The organism is Pseudomonas sp. Rh2 (assembly GCF_040762985.1).
Taxonomy (GTDB): domain Bacteria; phylum Pseudomonadota; class Gammaproteobacteria; order Pseudomonadales; family Pseudomonadaceae; genus Aquipseudomonas; species Aquipseudomonas taiwanensis.
In genome coordinates this window covers 4,122,843-4,140,589 of the sequence record NZ_CP142890.1, presented here as the reverse complement: position 1 = coordinate 4,140,589, position 17,747 = coordinate 4,122,843, and the positions used below count along the sequence as shown (strand labels likewise).

The 17,747-nt window shown below is 62.2% G+C and carries 15 protein-coding genes and 1 pseudogene; 5 read left to right on the top strand and 11 right to left on the bottom strand.

The window, feature by feature from the left end:
* Positions 1-34: 34 nt before the first annotated feature.
* Positions 35-1,228 (top strand): D-amino acid dehydrogenase, encoded by a 1,194-nt coding sequence (locus VXM67_RS18795; RefSeq protein ID WP_027907564.1) that lies wholly within the window; start codon positions 35-37, stop codon positions 1,226-1,228.
* 93 nt (positions 1,229-1,321) lie between these two features.
* Here VXM67_RS18795 and VXM67_RS18790 read toward each other — a convergent pair whose 3' ends face one another.
* The 3 genes from VXM67_RS18790 to VXM67_RS18780 all read right to left on the bottom strand — a co-directional run bounded on the left by VXM67_RS18790 (position 1,322) and on the right by VXM67_RS18780 (position 4,560).
* On the bottom strand, positions 1,322-2,050 hold the full coding sequence (locus VXM67_RS18790) for an aspartate/glutamate racemase family protein (RefSeq protein ID WP_023381471.1): 729 nt from the start codon (positions 2,048-2,050) through the stop codon (positions 1,322-1,324).
* Positions 2,051-2,066: 16 nt separating this feature from the next.
* Positions 2,067-3,599, bottom strand: coding sequence for an NCS1 family nucleobase:cation symporter-1 (locus VXM67_RS18785; RefSeq protein ID WP_023381470.1), 1,533 nt, complete (start codon positions 3,597-3,599; stop codon positions 2,067-2,069).
* 523 nt (positions 3,600-4,122) lie between these two features.
* A complete protein-coding gene (locus VXM67_RS18780) occupies positions 4,123-4,560 on the bottom strand; it encodes an Lrp/AsnC family transcriptional regulator (protein WP_023381469.1) in 438 nt (145 codons plus the stop codon).
* 133 nt (positions 4,561-4,693) lie between these two features.
* Here VXM67_RS18780 and VXM67_RS18775 point away from each other — a divergent pair, with 133 nt between their 5' ends.
* Both VXM67_RS18775 and VXM67_RS18770 read left to right on the top strand, forming a co-directional pair.
* Positions 4,694-5,590 (top strand): DMT family transporter, encoded by an 897-nt coding sequence (locus VXM67_RS18775; protein ID WP_023381468.1) that lies wholly within the window; start codon positions 4,694-4,696, stop codon positions 5,588-5,590.
* 110 nt (positions 5,591-5,700) lie between these two features.
* Complete coding sequence (locus VXM67_RS18770) at positions 5,701-6,627, top strand: class I SAM-dependent methyltransferase (protein WP_104881429.1); 927 nt, start codon at positions 5,701-5,703, stop codon at positions 6,625-6,627.
* A gap of 22 nt (positions 6,628-6,649) precedes the next feature.
* Here VXM67_RS18770 and VXM67_RS18765 read toward each other — a convergent pair whose 3' ends face one another.
* On the bottom strand, positions 6,650-7,648 hold the full coding sequence (locus tag VXM67_RS18765; RefSeq protein ID WP_023381466.1) for a sulfate ABC transporter substrate-binding protein: 999 nt from the start codon (positions 7,646-7,648) through the stop codon (positions 6,650-6,652).
* Positions 7,649-7,865: 217 nt separating this feature from the next.
* Positions 7,866-8,687 carry an ion transporter gene (locus VXM67_RS18760; protein WP_023381465.1) on the bottom strand — a complete coding sequence of 274 codons (822 nt, stop codon included), beginning with the start codon at positions 8,685-8,687 and terminating at the stop codon, positions 7,866-7,868.
* Positions 8,688-8,906: 219 nt separating this feature from the next.
* On the opposite strand from VXM67_RS18760, the pseudogene VXM67_RS18755 reads away from it, so the two are divergent.
* Positions 8,907-9,092, top strand: a pseudogene (locus VXM67_RS18755) (RHS repeat-associated core domain-containing protein); the annotation flags it as partial.
* A 470-nt stretch (positions 9,093-9,562) separates the two neighbouring features.
* On the opposite strand, the gene VXM67_RS18750 reads toward VXM67_RS18755, so the two are convergent.
* The 6 genes from VXM67_RS18750 to gcl all read right to left on the bottom strand — a co-directional run bounded on the left by VXM67_RS18750 (position 9,563) and on the right by gcl (position 17,009).
* Positions 9,563-10,438: an urea transporter gene (locus VXM67_RS18750; protein WP_023381463.1), complete on the bottom strand. Its 876-nt coding sequence runs from the start codon at positions 10,436-10,438 to the stop codon at positions 9,563-9,565.
* Between the two features lie 174 nt (positions 10,439-10,612).
* The gene (gene pyk / locus VXM67_RS18745) at positions 10,613-12,028 is read right to left on the bottom strand and encodes a pyruvate kinase (protein ID WP_023381462.1); all 1,416 of its coding nucleotides are present in this window, start codon (positions 12,026-12,028) and stop codon (positions 10,613-10,615) included.
* Positions 12,025-13,299 carry a glycerate kinase gene (locus VXM67_RS18740; RefSeq protein ID WP_023381461.1) on the bottom strand — a complete coding sequence of 425 codons (1,275 nt, stop codon included), beginning with the start codon at positions 13,297-13,299 and terminating at the stop codon, positions 12,025-12,027. Before VXM67_RS18740 ends, pyk begins: the two co-directional genes overlap by 4 nt.
* A gap of 155 nt (positions 13,300-13,454) precedes the next feature.
* Positions 13,455-14,345: a 2-hydroxy-3-oxopropionate reductase gene (locus VXM67_RS18735; protein ID WP_023381460.1), complete on the bottom strand. Its 891-nt coding sequence runs from the start codon at positions 14,343-14,345 to the stop codon at positions 13,455-13,457.
* Between the two features lie 51 nt (positions 14,346-14,396).
* On the bottom strand, positions 14,397-15,179 hold the full coding sequence (gene hyi / locus VXM67_RS18730; protein ID WP_104881432.1) for a hydroxypyruvate isomerase: 783 nt from the start codon (positions 15,177-15,179) through the stop codon (positions 14,397-14,399).
* Positions 15,180-15,233: 54 nt separating this feature from the next.
* A complete protein-coding gene (gcl, locus tag VXM67_RS18725) occupies positions 15,234-17,009 on the bottom strand; it encodes a glyoxylate carboligase (RefSeq protein WP_023381458.1) in 1,776 nt (591 codons plus the stop codon).
* A gap of 257 nt (positions 17,010-17,266) precedes the next feature.
* On the opposite strand from gcl, the gene VXM67_RS18720 reads away from it, so the two are divergent.
* The gene (locus tag VXM67_RS18720; protein WP_023381457.1) at positions 17,267-17,707 is read left to right on the top strand and encodes a heme-binding protein; all 441 of its coding nucleotides are present in this window, start codon (positions 17,267-17,269) and stop codon (positions 17,705-17,707) included.
* The last annotated feature ends 40 nt before the right edge of the window (positions 17,708-17,747 follow it).

Below are 17,747 nucleotides of genomic sequence, written 5' to 3'. Positions count from 1 at the left end.
GCAATTGGATTCGGATGTCTGGCAAGGAAGCGGCATGAGCCAACGAGTAACGATAATCGGCGGTGGGGTGATTGGCCTGGCGACGGCCTATGCGTTGGTGCGCGAGGGCTTGTCGGTCGACCTGATCGAAGCACGTGACAGCCTGGCCAGTGCCACGAGTTTTGCCAATGGCGGGCAGCTGTCCTATCGCTATGTCGCGCCGCTGGCCGATGCGGGGGTGCCCTGGCAGGCACTGGGTTGGTTGCTTCAAGGAGACTCGCCCTTGCGCCTGCGCTTGCGACTGGACTCGGCGCAATGGCGCTGGCTGGCCGCGTTCATGCTGGCCTGTCGGCGTTCGGTGAACCGGCGCAATGCCCACGTGCTGCTGGATTTGGCCCTGCACAGCCAGGCCGCGCTGCAGCGCTGGCGTGAGGAAGACGGACTGGCGAATTTTGCCTGGCGGCGCAATGGCAAGCTGGTCGCTTTTCGTAGCGAGCGCGCTTTTACCCTTGGGCGTGATCATCTGCTGGACCCAACACGCCAGCAGGTGCTGGGGGCCACAGAACTGCGGGCGCTCGAGCCGTCACTGCTCGAAACACCTTTCATCGGGGGGGTGTATACGCCAGATGAGGAGGTCGCCGATTGTCATCGTTTTTGCCAACGACTGGCCGAGCGTCTACGTGCCTCGGGGTTGTGCCGTTTTCTACTGGGCAAGCCGGTTAGCCGCTTGATCAGGCGCAATGATAAGGTGATCGGGTTGCAACTCGGTCATGAGCAGTTGGACGTGGAGCACCTGGTTTTATGCGCGGGGTATCGCAGCCCAGGGCTGGCTTTGCCAGGGTTGAAACTGCCGATCTATCCACTGAAGGGCTACAGCCTGACCGCGCCGATTGCGCCGAGCCATCGAGCGCCACAGGTGAGCATCACCGACTATGAGCGCAAGATCGTGTATGCACGGTTGGATGAGCAACTGCGCGTCGCGGCGATGGTGGATATCGTTGGGTTCGACGAGTCCGTGGATGCGCGCAGGTTTCAGAGCATGCTTCGGATGGCCCGCAGCACGTTGCCTGGGGCGGCCGATTATGGCCAAGCGGTGGAGTGGGCGGGGATGCGTCCTGCGACACCGACCGGGGTGCCGATCATCGGTGCAACGGTTTATCGCAACCTCTGGTTGAACCTCGGGCATGGGGCCTTGGGCTTTACCTTGGCCTGCGGTAGCGGGGAGCGGCTGGCGCGGATGTTGGTTTGAAGTTACCGGCCCTATCGCCGGCAAGCCGGCGCCAATGAGATGCCAGTAGGCGCCGGCTTGCCGGCGATAGGGCCAGTACCGACAGCCGATCTGTCAGCGCCCGAGCCGCATCGGCCAACCCACCACCTTCTTCACCCGCGGCGTCGCGTAGGTCCGCACCTTGGACGTGCTCAACCCCATCCGCACCAGCGATTCGGCGATGGTCAACGCCGCGCTCACACCATCGACCACCGGCACGCCGGTGCGCTGGCGGATCTGCTCGTCGAGCCCGGCCATGCCGCCGCAACCCAGGCAGATCACCTCGGCCTTGTCCTCGCGCACGGCGCGTTCGGCCTGCTCGACGATAGCCTCCACTGCACGCTGCGGGTCGGCCTCCAGCTCAAGCACTGCCAGGCCACTGGCGCGCACCGACGCACAGCGGTCGTACAGCCCGGAAAGCTTCAAGCGGTCCTCGATCAGCGGCACGGTGCGGTCCAGGGTGGTGACCACCGAATACGCATGGCCCAGGTACATCGCGGTGCTGGCGGCGGCATCGGTGATGTCCACCACCGGCACGTTCAGCAGCTCTTGCAGGCCTTCGCGGCCATGCTCGCCGTAGCCAGCCTGGATCACCGCATCGTAGGGGCCTTCATAGGCCAGCACGCGGTCCATGACCGCAATGGCGGCCAGGTAGCTCTCGAAGTTGCCTTCCACCGATTCGGCGCCGAACCAGGGGGTCAGGCCGACGATCTCGGTGCCGGGCGCGGCCACGCTGCGAGCCTGTTCGGCGATGGCCTCGGTGATGGCTTCGGTGGTGTTGACGTTGGCGATCAGAATACGCATGGACGATCCTCCTTGATCAATGGCTGCTGTGGTCGACGGCGATGCACTCACCGCTGACATCGTGGTATTGGCCGTTGCGCGGCGCGATCAGCAGATAGAGCGCGGCCGCGATGCCGGCGCCGATCAGCCAGGAGAAGGGCGCGATGCCATGGAAGTTGGGCACCAGGGCCAGGACGATGGCCAGCAGTGCGGACGGGGTGAAGGCGGCAACGGCGCGTAGATTGATGCCCTTGCTGTAGTGGTAGGCGCCGGTCGGGTTCTCGCTGTAGAGCTCCGGCACGTTGATGCGGCCTTTGCGCAGCAGCCAGTAGTCGGCCATGATCACGCCGTACAGTGGGCCGAGCAGGGCGCCGAGGCCAGACAGGAAGTACACGATCACCAGCGGGCTGTTGTACAGGTTCCACGGCAGGATCAGCACCGCCAGCGTGGCGCTGATCAGCCCGGCGCGGCGGAAGTTCAGGTGGCGTGGGGCCAGGTTGCTGAGCACGAACGCCGGGGCGACGAAGTTGGCCATGATGTTCACCGCCACGGTGACGATCAGGAAGGCCAGGCAGCCCAGTACCAGGAACGGAGTGTTGGGGATACTGGCGACGATCTGGGTCGGGCTGTCGATGATCTGGCCATTGATCTGGAACTGCGCGCCACACAGCACCACGGTGATGGCGGCGAACACCAGGATGTTCACCGGCAGGCCCCAGAAGTTGCCCACGCGGATGGTCTTGCGGCACGGCGAAGAGCGAGCGAAGTCGCAGAAGTTCAGCACCAGGGTGCCATAGATCGCCAGCCACAGCGCACCGCCAGCGAAAATGTTGCGCCACATCTCGTAGCCGGACAGCGGTTCGGCCACCGACCAGGCGATGCGAGCGTCGGCCTTGAAGTACATGAACACGGCCAGGGCCGCGACCGTCAGCAGGATCACCGGGCCGGCGAAAGCCTCATAGCGGCGAACCATCTCCATGCCGTAGGCGAGGATCACCAGTTGCACCAGCCAGATCGCCACGAAGCATACCCAGCCCAGGCTCGACAGCCCCAGGATGCTGTCGTGGTCGTAGGCCGCCAAGTGCGGCCAGACGGCCGTCAGCAGCACACGCAGGACCACCGATGCGAGATAGGTCTGGATGCCGAACCAGGCGATGGCAATGACCGCGCGGATCAGTGCCGGAATCTGCGCGCCATGGATGCCGAAGGCGATACGGCTGATGACCGGGAAAGGCACGCCGGTTTTCTGTCCCATGTAGCCGGACAGGTTCATGAAGAAGTACACCAGCGCCGCACCGATCGCCAGCGACAGGAGGATTTGCCAGCCACCCAGGCCCAGGGCGAACAAACCCATGGCAAAGGAATAATTGGCGATGTTGTGCACATCATTTGTCCACAACGCGAAGATACTGTACCCGCCCCAGCGCCGACCCTCGGCTCGCGTCGGAGCCAAGTCGCGATTGTGCAGGCGTGGGCTGAGTTCGATTGCCGGCGCACCACCGGCAACAGGGGAGGGAGGGTTGGCGCTGGCAACGGATAGTTCAGGGGCAAGGTCGAGGCTGGTACTCATTCCGGCAGGCTCCTGATGCGCGTGGACTGCGATGAGCGGGCATGCGCACGGGCTCGCCATCTCGTCGGTGCAGCGTTGGCATCACTGGGTTCTGGGCGCGACAGACGGGTTTGGACCGGCGTCGCGGGTTATTGTGTATTTATGTTTTGCATCGTTTGTATACAAAGCACAAGCACACAAAAGCGAGTTCCGTGCCAGGCAAAAGTCAACGCCAGGAATGATGCTTAATAGAAGTAACGAAACTGAGCCGTAACTTGATGAAAATAAAGATTTATAAGTTGACCAGTTGAACAGTTTTAATTTTTTTCAGCACTAGTTAGTTGATCGAGTGGTCAAATTCAGGGGTTGGTGTTGTGTAACGTATTGGGGCGTTACTTAATAAAGTGCACACAAAAATGGCACCTATGGTTACATTATTGTGTACAAAAAATAGTCAGGTTTTGCGGTGGCCTTTTCGCCGGCAGCCGGCTCCTGCAGGTTCGCCGTCGTCCGCCGAGGGCCGGCTGGCGGGCGATGAGGATGCTCATTCCATGGGTGGCAGCCGCCGTTTCACCGGACTTTTCTTGATGATCGCGGTGTTGGTCTCAGCCAGCACATTGATACGGTCGAGCACAGTGTCGAGCTGCTCCATCGAGCGCACATGCAGCCGGGCGATGAAGCAGTCTTCACCGGTGACCTTGTCGCACTCGGTGAACTCTGGAATGGCGATGATCTGGCGCTCCACCTCTTGCAGCTGCCCCGGCAACGGGCGGATGCGTACGATGGCCTGTAACTGGTAACCGAAGCAGCGCGGGTCGACGTCCACGGTGTAGCCACGCAACACACCGCGCTCTTCGAGGCGGCGCAGGCGTTCGCTGACGCTGGGGGCCGACAGGCCGCTGAGCTGCGCCAGCGCCTTGAGCGAGCGGCGGGAGTCCTCCATCAAGGCGTTGATCAAGCATTGGTCGATGGCGTCGGTCATTTTTGCCTCGTAAGGTTTTCTTGAGATCTTGCCTTGATAGTAAAGGCGTTCTCATAGATTTGCCTTGGATAACCGCTGGAAGGTCATCGTTCGCCCTCTGCATACTGTCGCCATCGTCAACCGGAGGTGTGAGATGGACAGTTCACTACGCCGCGGCTCATTGGAAATGGTCGCCGCCATGCTGATTTCGGGAACCATTGGCTGGTTCGTGCTGGTGTCCGGGCAACCGGTGCTGGAGGTGGTGTTCTGGCGCTGTGTGTTCGGCACCGGCACGTTACTGGTGATTTGCGCGGCGTTCGGTTTTCTCAGGCCGGGAGTCATCAGCCGTACTGCCGTTGTGTTGGCGATTGCCAGTGGGGTGTCCATCGTTGGCAACTGGGTGTTGCTGTTCGCGTCCTATTCGCGAGCTTCCATCGCCATCGGCACAGCGGTGTACAACGTGCAGCCCTTCATGCTGGTGGGGCTGGCGGCACTGTTCCTAGGTGAGAAAATCACCTTGCCCAAGGTGACTTGGCTCAGTGTGGCGTTCCTGGGCATGTTGGCTATCGTCAGTGCCCACGGTGCGGGGCAGGCCAGCGGTGATCAGTACCTGCTCGGGATTGCCCTGGCTTTGGGCGCAGCGTTGCTCTATGCCATTGCTGCGTTGATCATCAAACGCCTGAGCGGCACGCCGCCCCACCTGATTGCGTTGATCCAGGTGGCCACTGGGGTACTGCTGCTGGCGCCCTGGGTGGGGATGGGTGGGTTGCCTGGCGAGCCTTCGGCGTTGGGTAGCCTGGTGACCTTGGGCATCGTTCACACCGGGCTGATGTACGTGCTGCTGTACAGCGCGATCCAGCGTCTGCCCACGGCATTGACTGGGGCGTTGTCGTTCATCTACCCGATTGCAGCGATCCTGGTTGACTGGGTGGCCTTCGGGCACCGGCTGGCGCCGTTGCAATGGTTGGGTGTGGCGTTGATTCTGCTGGCGGCGGCGGGGATGCAGCAGGGGTGGTGGTTCCGTTCGGCGCAGGTCGCGGTAAAAGAATGAGGTGCGTTGCCGACCGTTTCGCGGGTACGTAGCGGTCCTGTGGCAGCGGGTTTACCCGCGAAGCGGTCGGCAGCGGTAGAATGGCTCCTTTTATTCGCTTGCGACCCGCCATGACTTCGCCGATCCACACCCTCGAACAGCATCTGCTCAGCGCCCTTGACCCAGCCCCCCAGGAAACCCGTCGCCTGTTCCATGGCCGTGGTCGGTGCTGGCCGGGCCTGGAGCAGATCACGGTCGACTGGTTGCAAGGCGTGCTCTCGGTTGCACTGTTCCGCGAGCCGCCTGAAGGTCAGCTCGCGGAACTGCAAGCCATGCTGCAAGCGCTTGCCGAACGCCCACAGTGGACAGGCCAGGCCATTCTCATTCAGCACCGTTATCTGCCGGACAGCCCTGGCCAGTGGCTGGTGGGCGAACCTTGCCAACAGCGCGAAGTGATCGAGGACGGTTTGACCTACCTGCTCGACCTCGGTGTGCGGCAGAACAACGGACTGTTTCTGGACATGCGCTACGGCCGGCGCTGGGTGCGCGAACAGGCCGCCGGCAAGCGGGTGCTGAATCTGTTTGCCTATACCTGTGGTTTCTCCGTGGCGGCCATTGCCGGCGGGGCCCAGCAGGTGGTGAATCTGGACATGGCCAAGTCCGCTTTGTCCCGCGGCCGCGACAACCACCGGCTCAATGGCCACGATGCTTCACGGGTGGCATACCTGGGGCATGAGTTGTTCAAGTCGTGGGGCAAGGTGCGCAAGTACGGGCCGTATGACCTGATCATCATCGATCCGCCTACCTTCCAGCGTGGGAGTTTCGTGCTGACCCAGGATTACGCGAAGATCCTGCGGCGTTTGCCTGAGATGTTGAGCGAGGGCGGCACTGTGCTCGCCTGTGTCAACGACCCGGGCATTGGGCCGGAGTTTCTCATTCAAGGGATGGCCGAACAGGCGCCGAGGCTGCAGTTCGTGGAGCGGCTGGACAACCCGCCGGAGTTTCCGGATGCGGACCCGGCGGGTGGGCTGAAGGCACTGGTGTTCCGTCAGGGATGACGGTGTCAGGGCCTGCAATCGGTTATTGGCCAGTGTAGATCTGGTCGAACACGCCACCATCGTTGAAGTGGGTCTTCTGGACTGTGCGCCAGTCACCGAAGGTCTTCTCCACCGAGAGGAAGTCGACTTTCGGGAAGCGGTCGGTGTACTTGGCCAGTACCGTGGCGTCACGCGGGCGCAGGTAGTTCTGCGCGGCGATTTCCTGGGCCGCTGGCGACCACAGGTACTTCAGGTACTCCTCGGCCACGGCTTGGGTGCCTTTCTTGGCCACTACCTTGTCCACCACGCTGACTGGTGGTTCGGCTTCGGCCGACACACTTGGGTAAACCACTTCGAACTGGTCGCGGCCAAATTCGCGGGCGATCATCTCCGCCTCATTCTCGAAAGTCACCAGCACATCGCCGATCTGGTTGGTCATGAAGGTGGTAGTCGCGGCGCGGCCACCGGTGTCGAGCACCGGTGCCTGCTTGAACAGCTTGCCGACGAAATCGCGGGCCTTGGTTTCGTCACCCCCCTGCTTGAGCACGTAGCCCCAGGCCGAGAGGTAGGTGTAGCGGCCGTTACCCGAGGTCTTGGGGTTGGGCACGATCACCTGCACGCCGTCCTTGAGCAGGTCGGGCCAGTCTTTCAGTGCCTTGGGGTTGCCCTTGCGCACGATGAACACGGTAGCCGAAGTGAACGGCGCGCTGTTGTTCGGCAGGCGGGTCACCCAGTTGTCCGGCACCAGCTTGCCGTTGTCGGCCAGGGCGTTGATGTCGGTGGCCATGTTCATGGTGATGACATCGGCCGGCAGGCCATCGATCACCGCACGTGCCTGCTTGCTGGAACCGCCGAAGGACATCTGCACGTTGACCTTCTCTTTGTGCTCGGCTTCCCAGTGCTTCTGGAAGGCCGGGTTGTAGTCCTTGTAGAAGTCGCGCATCACGTCGTAGGACACGTTGAGCAGGGTGGGGGCGGCCTGGGCGAGGTTGCCCAAGGCCAGGCCTGCGGCGAGCAGCGAGGCGGTGAAGAGTCTTTTCACGTTGCTTCCTTGTTCTTGAAGATTATCGGGGCAGATTGCCAGCGACTATAACGGGTGGGTTTGTAGGGGTTAAAGAACAAAAACGACTTTGGTTATGCTTTTGCCAGTGCCGGCCTCTTCGTGGGTAAACCCGCTCCTACAGGGGCCGCGCGCAGTTTGGGCCTGTGGTGATCCTGTGGGAGCGGGTTTACCCGCGAAAGTGTCGGTCCAGGCAACCTCATTGTTTGGGAAACAGCACATTCCCACACCGGGAACAGAACGCCGCGCCATGCTCATGGCTCTTCTTGCTGCAGGTCGGGCAATCGTGCTGCAGTTGCTCCCCGCGCATGGCATTGGCCAGTTCGGCGGTAAAGATCCCGGTTGGCACGGCGATGATCGAGTAACCAATGATCATCACCAGGGACGACACCACTTGCCCCAGCGGCGTCTTCGGCACGATGTCGCCAAAGCCCACCGTGGTCAGGGTAACGATGGCCCAGTAAATGCCTTTGGGAATGCTGGTAAAGCCATGCTCGGGTCCTTCGATCACGTACATCAAGGTGCCGAACACCGTGACCAGGGTCGACACGCTGACCAGGAACACGATGATCTTCTGCTTGCTGCCCCGCAACGCCTCGATCAGGTAATGGGCCTGCTTGAGGTAGGGGCTAAGCTTGAGCACCCGGAAGATCCGCAGCATCCGGATCACCCGAATGATCAGCAGGTATTGGGCATCGCTGTAGTACAGCGCGATGATCCCCGGCACGATCGCCAGTAGGTCGACCAGGCCATAGAAGCTGAAGGCATAGCGCAAGGGTTTGGGCGAGCAGTACAGGCGGGTGAGGTACTCGGCCAGGAAGATCGCGGTAAAGCCCCACTCGATGCCGGCCAGCAGGCCGGCGTAGCCCTGATGCACCTCGTCGATGCTGTCAAGGATGACGGTGACCAGGCTGGCCAGGATGATCAGCAGGAGGATCTTGTCGAAGCGCCGGCCGGCTACGGTGTCGGTCTGGAAGACCATGATGTAGAGGCGTTCGCGCAGGGATTGCGGGGTGAACATGGCTTAAATTCCGAGGGCGAAGCAGTAAGCCTAGAGGGTCTTTGGTGAAGGGTGCAACGAGTGAACTGGTAAAACTGCTAGTTACCTGGAGAGTTCAGGTCAGAGCAAGATTGGGAATCTCGAAAATAAAGCTGAGCGAACGGCTATGACAGCAATGGCGATACAGACAGCTTCGTATACCGCTTAGGGCATTTGTGGGCAATGTCTGGTGCTTCGCTGGGGTTCAATGGCGAGCTGAGAGACCGGGTATTGCACGGCTATGCATTGGGCAATGGGTATCGCTTTTATATCCCTACGCTTATGCGCTTTTGCAGCGAGGATGCGTTGAGCCCGTTTGGAGAGGGCGGGCTAAATGCCTATTGCTACTGCGAGGGCGATCCGATTAATCGCTCTGACCCGTCAGGTCGGGCTGGCACTGGGCTCAAGGGTGAGTTTATTCGCCTGAACATACCGCAGGCGTTCAGATCTCTGGTTAAGACATATTTTAAAAGCAACCCATCTAAGACCTCCTATCACCTTGGTCTTGGTGAGGCAGGTTACTTGATTAAGAAGTCGCCAACTGGGCAATTAACAGCAGCTCGAATTCTTGGCTTGGGTGCCACCCATGAGCGATGGATGCAATCTCAAACTCTTAATCGAGCCCTACAAAGTGAAAACAGTGGGCTGATTGAGAGTAATAAGGCCCTTGTGCTCAAGGTCAACGCGTTGGAACAGTACCTGCGTCGTAACAAGCCTGAGCCTCCACCGCCTCCAAGACTTCCGCCGCCTCCGTCGCGAAGGCCTCCACCGCTTCCGCCAAGAAAAGTTGATCTGGCGCTCAATCCAGCTCATATCCGGCAGCCGTCAGAACGAGTGTCTGGACTGCCAGAAGACAGTCAGTTCGGCAGTTGATGTGCGGTGTTTTTCTGCTTTCTGTGATCTCGGTATTCAGCCACATGCATTAGCCAGCAGGCCACCACAAACGGCGCGGTCAGGCCGGGCACCGGTAGCAGCTTGAACAGCGGTTGCAGCAGCAGGGCCAGGGCGATGGCCAGCAGCGTTACCCACGGCTTTTCACCTTGCCTGCTGAAGGCCAGTGCCGCCAGCGCGGCGTTGAAACCGTACAGGCCCAGCCACGCGGCTTGCGCTTGGTCGGCGAGCAGTGCAACGCCGCCGCCGATGGCCGAGCCGAGCACCGCCCACATTGCGGCATAAGGGTTGGCGATGAACATGCCGACGATGATCAGCAAGCCAGCCAGCGGCTGGTCGAGCAGGAAGATCTGGCCCACACCGCGCGCCAACGCGTACAGCGGGTCGGCCTCGACGAAGCCGCTGGGCGAGGGGCTGGCGATCAGCAGTGTGGCCCAGCCCAGCAGCACGAAGGGTGCAGTGTAGGCGACCAGCAGCTTGCCGCCGCGCTTGCGCCACTGGTGGGTGATGATGCTGGACAGGCCGCCGGCGGCGATGATCAGTGGCGGCAGGATGGCTGACCAGGGCAGCACGGCGGTGATCAGGATGCCGATCAACACGCCGTTGTAGCAGTACAGCCCGGCCTGGCGGTCGGCACGGTCGTAGCCGCGGGCTTGCGCGGTGAGCAGCCCGGCCAGGGCGCCGAGCAGGGCACCACCGACCAGGTTCGGGGCGGTCAGCAGTATGGCCAGCAGGCAGCACAGGCCGCACAGGGGGTTGCGCAGCAGCAGCACCTGGCTGAAGCCGTTGAGTAACGCCGTGGCCCAGTCAGGGCACGGGTTGACGAAATTTTTGGTGTACATCGGGGCAGTCAGTGAGGTTGATGGGAGGGCGGTGGGCCTCTTTTGGGCCTCGGTTTTCCGCATGTCTGTTGTATTTGTGTATGGGGAGGGCTTTGCCCTCCATCGCAGGCTTCGCCAGCTCCTACAGGGGTATCGCGAAAATCCTGTAGGAGCCGGCGTGCCGGCGATGGGCTGTCAGATCAAGGTCTCGATCCGCAGCGTGTTAGTCGACCCGGGCTTGCCGAAAGGCACGCCGGCAGTGATCAGCAACGTGTCGCCACGGCTGGCCATGCCTTGCGCCTGGGCAATCTCCAGTGCGGTCGAGCAGATCTCATCCACTTGGCGCAGGCGGTCGTTGACCACCGAGTGTACGCCCCAGGCTACGCTCAGGCGCCGCGCGGTGTTCAGGTTCGGTGTCAGGTTTAGGATCGGTGCCCGTGGCCGCTCGCGTGCCGCGCGCAGGGTCGAGGCGCCCGACTCGCTGTAGTTGACCAGCACCGCTACCGGCAGGATGCCGCTGATACGGCGGATGGCGCAGCTGATGGCGTCCGACACGGTGGCCTCGGCCTTCGGCCGGCCAACGTCGAGCTGGGCCTGGTAGTCCGGGCCGTTCTCCACCTGGCGGATGATTTTGCTCATCATCTGCACGGCTTCCAGCGGGTAGTCCCCCGAGGCGGTCTCGGCCGACAGCATCACCGCATCGGCACCTTCCGCCACGGCGTTGGCCACGTCGGTGACTTCGGCACGGGTCGGCGCGGGCGAGAAGCGCATGGATTCGAGCATCTGCGTGGCCACCACCACCGGTTTGCCCAGCTGGCGGCAGGTGCCGATGATGCGCTTCTGGATCTGCGGCACGCTTTCGGCCGGCACTTCCACACCCAGGTCGCCACGGGCCACCATGATCGCATCCGCAAGCTCTGCGATGGCTTGCAGCTGTTCGACTGCCGATGGCTTTTCGATCTTGGCCATCAGGTAGGCGCGATCGCCGATCAGCTGGCGCGCTTCGACGATGTCCTCAGGGCGCTGCACGAACGACAGGGCCACCCAGTCCACACCCAGCTCCAGGCCGAAGGCCAGGTCGCGGCGGTCCTTTTCGGTGAGTGGCGAGAGGTCGAGCACCGCTTGCGGCACGTTGACACCCTTGCGGTCGGACAGCTCGCCACCGGCCAGGACTTCGGTGTCGATGGCATCGCTGTGCTTGGCGGTCACGCGTAGGCGCAGCTTGCCATCGTCCAGCAGCAGGTCCATGCCCGGTTCAAGGGCTGCGATGATCTCTGGGTGCGGCAGGTTGACCCGACGGCTGTCGCCCGGGGCCTTGTCCAGGTCCAGGCGCAGCGCCTGGCCGCGTTGCAGTTGGACCTTGCCTTCGGCAAAGCGGCCGACACGAAGCTTAGGCCCTTGCAGGTCCATGAGGATGCCCAGCGGATAGTTCAGCTGCTGCTCGACCTCACGAATCCACTGATAGCGCAGGGCGTGGTCGGCATGCTCGCCGTGGCTGAAGTTGAGTCGAAAGATGTTCACCCCGGCTTCGACCAGCTGGCGGATGTCGTCGATGCCTTTGATCGCAGGGCCGAGGGTGGCGAGGATCTTAACTTTTTTATCAGGCGTCATGATTGGGCAGTCTCGAGAATCAGGATGGCGCGGAAGTCGTTGACGTTGGTGCGGGTCGGCTCGGTGACGATCAGCGCATCCAGCGCGGCGAAGTAGCCATAGCCGTTGTTGTTGTCCAGCTCGTCACTGGCCGACAGGCCCAGCGCCTCGGCGCGGGCGTAGCTGCTCGGGGTCATGATGGCGCCGGCGTTTTCTTCCGAGCCATCGATGCCGTCGGTGTCGCCGGCCAGGGCGTACACGCCCGGCAGGCCTTTGAGGCTTTCGGTGAGGCTCAGCAGGAACTCGGCATTGCGCCCGCCACGGCCGTTACCGCGTACGGTCACGGTGGTCTCGCCGCCGGAGAGAATCACGCAGGGCGCCTTGAGCGGTTGGCCATGCTGGACGATCTGTCGGGCGATACCGGCATGCACCTTGGCCACTTCGCGCGATTCGCCTTCCAGGTCGCCGAGGATCAGCGGGCTGAAGCCTGCCTGGCGAGCTTTGACCGCTGCGGCCTCCAGTGACTGCTGGGGTCTGGCGATCAGTTGGAAGTGGCTGCGTGCCAGGGCCGGGTCATCGGCCTTGACCGTTTCCGAGGCCGGGTTGTTGAGCCAGTCGATGACGGCCTTGGGGGCTTCGATGTTGTAGCGCTTGAGGATGGCCAAGGCATCGGCCGAAGTGCTCGGGTCCGCCACGGTGGGGCCGGAAGCGATGACCGTGGCCAGGTCGCCCGGCACGTCCGAGATGGCATAGGTGTACACGGTGGCCGGCCAGCAGGCCTTGGCCAAGCGACCGCCCTTGATCGCCGACAGATGCTTGCGCACGCAATTCATCTCACCGATGGTAGCGCCGGACTTGAGCAGTGCCTTGTTGATCTGTTGCTTGTCGGCCAGGGTCAGTCCCTCGGCCGGCAAGGCCAACAGGGCGGAGCCGCCGCCGGATAGCAGGAAGATGACGCGGTCGTCTTCGGTCAGGTCGCTGACCAGATCGAGCACGCGCTTGGCCACGGCGAGGCCGGCGGCATCGGGGACCGGGTGGGCGGCTTCGACCACCTCGATCTTCTGGCAGTTGGCGCCGTGGCCGTAGCGAGTCACGACCAGCCCGGAGACTTCGCCCTGCCAGCTCTTTTCGACCACTTCGGCCATGGCGGCTGCGGCCTTGCCGGCGCCGATGACGATGACCCGACCGCTACGGTCGGTGGGCAAGTAGGGTTCGAGGACTTGGCGCGGGTGGGCGGCGGCGATGGCTGTGTCGAACAGCTCGCGGAGAAGTTTTTGCGGATCGACCGACATGGCAGGCTCCCAATTGTTTTTGTTCTGCAGAATCGAAAACGCCCCTGGAACTGCCTCCGTGCAGGCCGAACCAGGGGCGGGTGTTGCTCGGGTCACTGCCTGGCCTGTGGTCGCAGGTCAGGCAGCGTGTGCTTCATCGCGAGCTACGCTCGCTCCTAGAGGTCGCGGATCGAGAAGTTGGCCATGTGCTCCAGGCCCTTGATCAGCGCGGAGTGGTCCCAGTTGCCGCCGCCCAGCGCCACGCAGGTGCTGAATACTTGCTGGGCATTGGAGGTGTTGGGCAGGTTGATGCCCAGTTCCTTGGCGCCTTGCAGGGCCAGGTTCAGGTCCTTCTGGTGCAGGTTGATGCGGAAGCCTGGGTCGAAGGTGCCTTTGATCATGCGCTCGGCGTGCACTTCAAGGATCTTCGACGAAGCGAAGCCGCCCATCAGAGCTTCACGGACCTTGGCAGGGTCCGCGCCGTTCTTGGCAGCGAACAGCAGGGCTTCGGCAACGGCCTGGATATTCAGGGCGACGATGATCTGGTTGGCGACCTTGGCGGTCTGGCCGTCGCCGTTACCGCCGACGCGGGTGATGTTCTTGCCCATGGCTTCGAACAGCGGCAGGGCGCGCTCGAAGGCTTTCGGGCAGCCACCGACCATGATGCTCAGGGTCGCGGCCTTGGCGCCGACTTCACCGCCGGATACCGGCGCGTCCAGGTAGGCAGCGCCGGTGGCCTTGATCTTCTCGGCGAAGACTTTGGTCGCGGTGGGCGAGATCGAGCTCATGTCGATCACTACCTTGTTCGGACCTACGCCCTCGACAACGCCGTTCTCATCGAACAGCACGCTTTCGACCTGTGGGGTGTCCGGCACCATGACGATGATGAACTCGGCTTCCTGGGCCACTTCCTTCGGGTTGGCCAGGGCCACTGCGCCAGCGGCGATCAGGTCGGCAGGGGCGGCGTCGTGGTGGGTGGAAACGAAGATGCTGTGACCTGCTTTTTGCAGGTTCTGGGCCATGGGTTTGCCCATGATGCCGGTGCCGAGGAAACCGATTTTAGCCATGAGAAATTACCTCTTTTATATTTGTTCGCATTCCCGGTGGGAGCAAAGGATTCAGATCGCGTTGTGCGTTTTCAGCCAGCCCAGGCCAGCTTCGGTGGTGGTCAGCGGCTTGTACTCCGCGCCCACCCAGCCCTGGTAGCCGATGCGGTCCAGGTGCTCGAACAGGAAGCGGTAGTTGATCTCGCCGGTACCGGGTTCGTTGCGGCCCGGGTTGTCGGCCAGCTGGATGTGGTTGATCAATTTCAGGTTGGCTTCCAGGGTGCGAGCCAGGTCACCTTCCATGATCTGCATGTGGTAGATGTCGTATTGCAGGAACAGGTTGTCGCTACCCACCTCGGCCTGGATTTCCAGGGCTTGCTGGGTGGTGTTCAGGTAGAAGCCTGGAATGTCGCGGGTGTTGATCATTTCCATGACCAGGCGAATACCGGCGGCCTTGAGCTTGTCGGCGGCGTAGCGCAGGTTCTCGACGAAGGTCTTGCGCACAGTGGCGCAGTCCGGACCTTGCGGGCGAATGCCGGCCAAGGCGTTGACCTGGGTGTTGCCCAGCACCTTGGCGTACTCGATGGCCTTGTCGACACCTGCACGGAATTCTTCGACCCGATCAGGGTGGCAGGTGATACCGCGCTCGCCCTTCGACCAGTCGCCCGCTGGGAGGTTGAACAGCACCTGGGTCAGGCCGTGGGCATCGAGCTGCTGCTTGATTTCGGCAGCGCTGAAGTCGTACGGGAAGAGGTATTCGACGCCGCTGAAGCCAGCGTCGGCGGCAGCCTTGAAGCGGGCCAGGAAGTCCTGTTCGGTGAACAGCATGGACAGGTTGGCAGCGAAGCGAGGCATGAGTGGTCTCCTTGCGATGAAGGCCCCCAGTTCAAGCCTGGGGGCGTCAGGCGATCAGTCCAGCAGCGAGATGGCGGTCGGTGCGTCGTTGCCGACCAGGGCGAGGTCTTCGAACTCGTTGACCGCGTTGATCTCGGTGCCCATGGAAATGTTGGTCACACGCTCGAGAATCACTTCGACCACCACCGGCACGCGGAACTCTTCGGCCATCTTCTGCGCCTTGAGTAGGGCAGGGGCGATCTCACCCGGCTCGAACACGCGAATGGCCTTGCAGCCCAGGCCTTCGACCACGGCGACGTGATCGACACCGTAGGTGGCGGCGTCGGTGGCGTTGATGTTCTCGAACGCCAGTTGTACACAGTAATCCATGTCGAAGCCACGCTGAGCCTGGCGGATCAGACCCAGGTAGGCGTTGTTCACCAGCACGTGGACGTATGGCAGGTTGAACTGCGCGCCCACGGCCAGTTCTTCGATCATGAACTGGAAGTCGTAGTCACCCGACAGCGCAACCACTTTGCGCTTTGGATCGGCCTTGACCACACCGAGGGCGGCAGGGATGGTCCAGCCCAGCGGGCCGGCCTGGCCGCAGTTGATCCAGTGGCGTGGCTTGTAGACGTGCAGGAACTGCGCGCCAGCGATCTGCGACAGGCCGATGGTGCTGACGTAGCAGGTGTCTTTGCCGAAGACCTGGTTCATTTCTTCGTAGACGCGCTGCGGCTTGACCGGCACGTTGTCGAAGTGGGTCTTGCGCTGCAGGGTGGCCTTGCGCTCCTGGCAGTCTTCCAGCCAGGCTTTGCGGCATTTGAGCTTGCCAGCGGCTTTCCACTCGCGGGCGACTTCCAGGAACACGTCCAGCGCCTTGCCGGCATCGGAAACGATCCCCAGGTCCGGGGTGAACACGCGGCCGATCTGGGTTGGCTCGATGTCGACGTGGATGAACTTGCGGCCTTCGGTGTAGACGTCGACGGAACCGGTGTGGCGGTTGGCCCAACGGTTACCGATACCGAACACCAGATCGGATTTGAGCAGGGTGGCGTTGCCGTAGCGGTGCGAGGTCTGCAGGCCGACCATGCCGACCATCTGTGCGTGGTCGTCCGGGATGGTGCCCCAGCCCATCAGGGTCGGGATCACCGGCACGCCGGTCAGCTCGGCGAACTCGACCAGCTTGTCGCTGGCATCGGCGTTGATGATGCCGCCACCGGCCACCAGCAGCGGGCGCTCGGCGTCGTTGAGCAGGGCCAGGGCCTTTTCAGCCTGTACGCGGGTAGCGGACGGCTTGTGGACTGGCAGCGGCTCGTAGGCGTCGATGTCGAATTCGATTTCGGCCATCTGCACGTCGAACGGCAGGTCGATCAGCACTGGGCCTGGGCGGCCGGTGCGCATTTCATAGAAGGCCTTCTGGAAGGCGTAAGGCACCTGGCCGGGTTCCAGAACGGTGGTGGCCCACTTGGTGACCGGCTTGACGATGTTGGTGATGTCGACGGCCTGGAAGTCTTCCTTATGCAGGCGGGCACGCGGCGCCTGGCCGGTGATGCAGAGGATCGGGATGGAGTCAGCCGAGGCGCTGTACAGGCCGGTGACCATGTCGGTGCCGGCAGGGCCGGACGTACCGATGCACACGCCGATGTTGCCCGGATTGGCGCGGGTGTAGCCCTCGGCCATGTGGGAGGCGCCTTCGACGTGACGAGCGAGGACGTGATCGATGCCACCGACTTTCTTCAGGGCCGAGTACAGCGGGTTGATGGCTGCCCCCGGGATGCCGAACGCGGTATCTACACCTTCACGGCGCATGACCAGAACGGCTGCATCGATTGCTCTCATTTTGCTCATGGTTTGTGCCTCATTGATTTTGTAATTGTATACAACTTGCTTTGTGCCAGAGTGTATTCACGCCTGGCGGCTCAGGTCAATGGATTTTCATCGGGGCAGTTCGCTTTCGTTCGAGCGCCCGTGAAAACGGCTGTTTGCGTGATCGCATACGATCGTTTCAAATTATTGTATACAAAAATATTCGCGGTTGTGTTCTATTTGTCCTATCGGTTTTCAACTGCCCTCAGGGCTTCTCACAACAAGAAGAGGACCTTTCCATGAACGCTTTGAACCTCAAAGCCGCTGTCAGCCTGGTGAACGCCGCGCTGGCTGCGGGCCGCAAGATCAATTCCGCGCCGCTGACGGTGGCGGTGCTGGACGCCGGCGGGCACCTGCTGGCGTTGCAGCGCGAAGATGGGGCGAGCCTGATTCGCCCGGAGGTAGCCATGGGCAAGGCATGGGGCGCGATTGCGCTGGGCAAGGGCTCGCGTTTGCTGGCGTTGGATGCGCAGCAGCGCCCAGCGTTCTTCGCGGCATTGAATGGGTTGGGTGAGCGGCCGGTGGTGCCGGCTCCAGGTGGCGTGCTGATTCGTGATCAGGACGGGAAAGTGCTGGGGGCGGTAGGGATCAGTGGAGATACGTCGGATATCGACGAGCAGTGCGCGATCAGTGCGATCGAAGAGATCGGGTTGAAGGCGGATGCCGGGGTAGCTGCCTGAATCTCGATTGCCGGCTCTGACCTATTCGCGGACAAGCCTG

Bases quoted from the DNA above. Each gene is read 5' to 3' on its own strand.
- VXM67_RS18795 (WP_027907564.1), top strand. From the start codon at position 35: ATGAGCCAACGAGTAACGATAATCGGCGGTGGGGTGATTGGCCTGGCG.
- VXM67_RS18790 (WP_023381471.1), bottom strand. From the start codon at position 2,050: ATGCGTATTCTGATCGCCAACGTCAACACCACCGAAGCCATCACCGAG.
- VXM67_RS18785 (WP_023381470.1), bottom strand. From the start codon at position 3,599: ATGAGTACCAGCCTCGACCTTGCCCCTGAACTATCCGTTGCCAGCGCC.
- VXM67_RS18780 (WP_023381469.1), bottom strand. From the start codon at position 4,560: ATGACCGACGCCATCGACCAATGCTTGATCAACGCCTTGATGGAGGAC.
- VXM67_RS18775 (WP_023381468.1), top strand. From the start codon at position 4,694: ATGGACAGTTCACTACGCCGCGGCTCATTGGAAATGGTCGCCGCCATG.
- VXM67_RS18770 (WP_104881429.1), top strand. From the start codon at position 5,701: ATGACTTCGCCGATCCACACCCTCGAACAGCATCTGCTCAGCGCCCTT.
- VXM67_RS18760 (WP_023381465.1), bottom strand. From the start codon at position 8,687: ATGTTCACCCCGCAATCCCTGCGCGAACGCCTCTACATCATGGTCTTC.
- VXM67_RS18750 (WP_023381463.1), bottom strand. From the start codon at position 10,438: ATGTACACCAAAAATTTCGTCAACCCGTGCCCTGACTGGGCCACGGCG.
- pyk (WP_023381462.1), bottom strand. From the start codon at position 12,028: ATGACGCCTGATAAAAAAGTTAAGATCCTCGCCACCCTCGGCCCTGCG.
- VXM67_RS18740 (WP_023381461.1), bottom strand. From the start codon at position 13,299: ATGTCGGTCGATCCGCAAAAACTTCTCCGCGAGCTGTTCGACACAGCC.
- VXM67_RS18735 (WP_023381460.1), bottom strand. From the start codon at position 14,345: ATGGCTAAAATCGGTTTCCTCGGCACCGGCATCATGGGCAAACCCATG.
- hyi (WP_104881432.1), bottom strand. From the start codon at position 15,179: ATGCCTCGCTTCGCTGCCAACCTGTCCATGCTGTTCACCGAACAGGAC.
- gcl (WP_023381458.1), bottom strand. From the start codon at position 17,009: ATGAGCAAAATGAGAGCAATCGATGCAGCCGTTCTGGTCATGCGCCGT.
- VXM67_RS18720 (WP_023381457.1), top strand. From the start codon at position 17,267: ATGAACGCTTTGAACCTCAAAGCCGCTGTCAGCCTGGTGAACGCCGCG.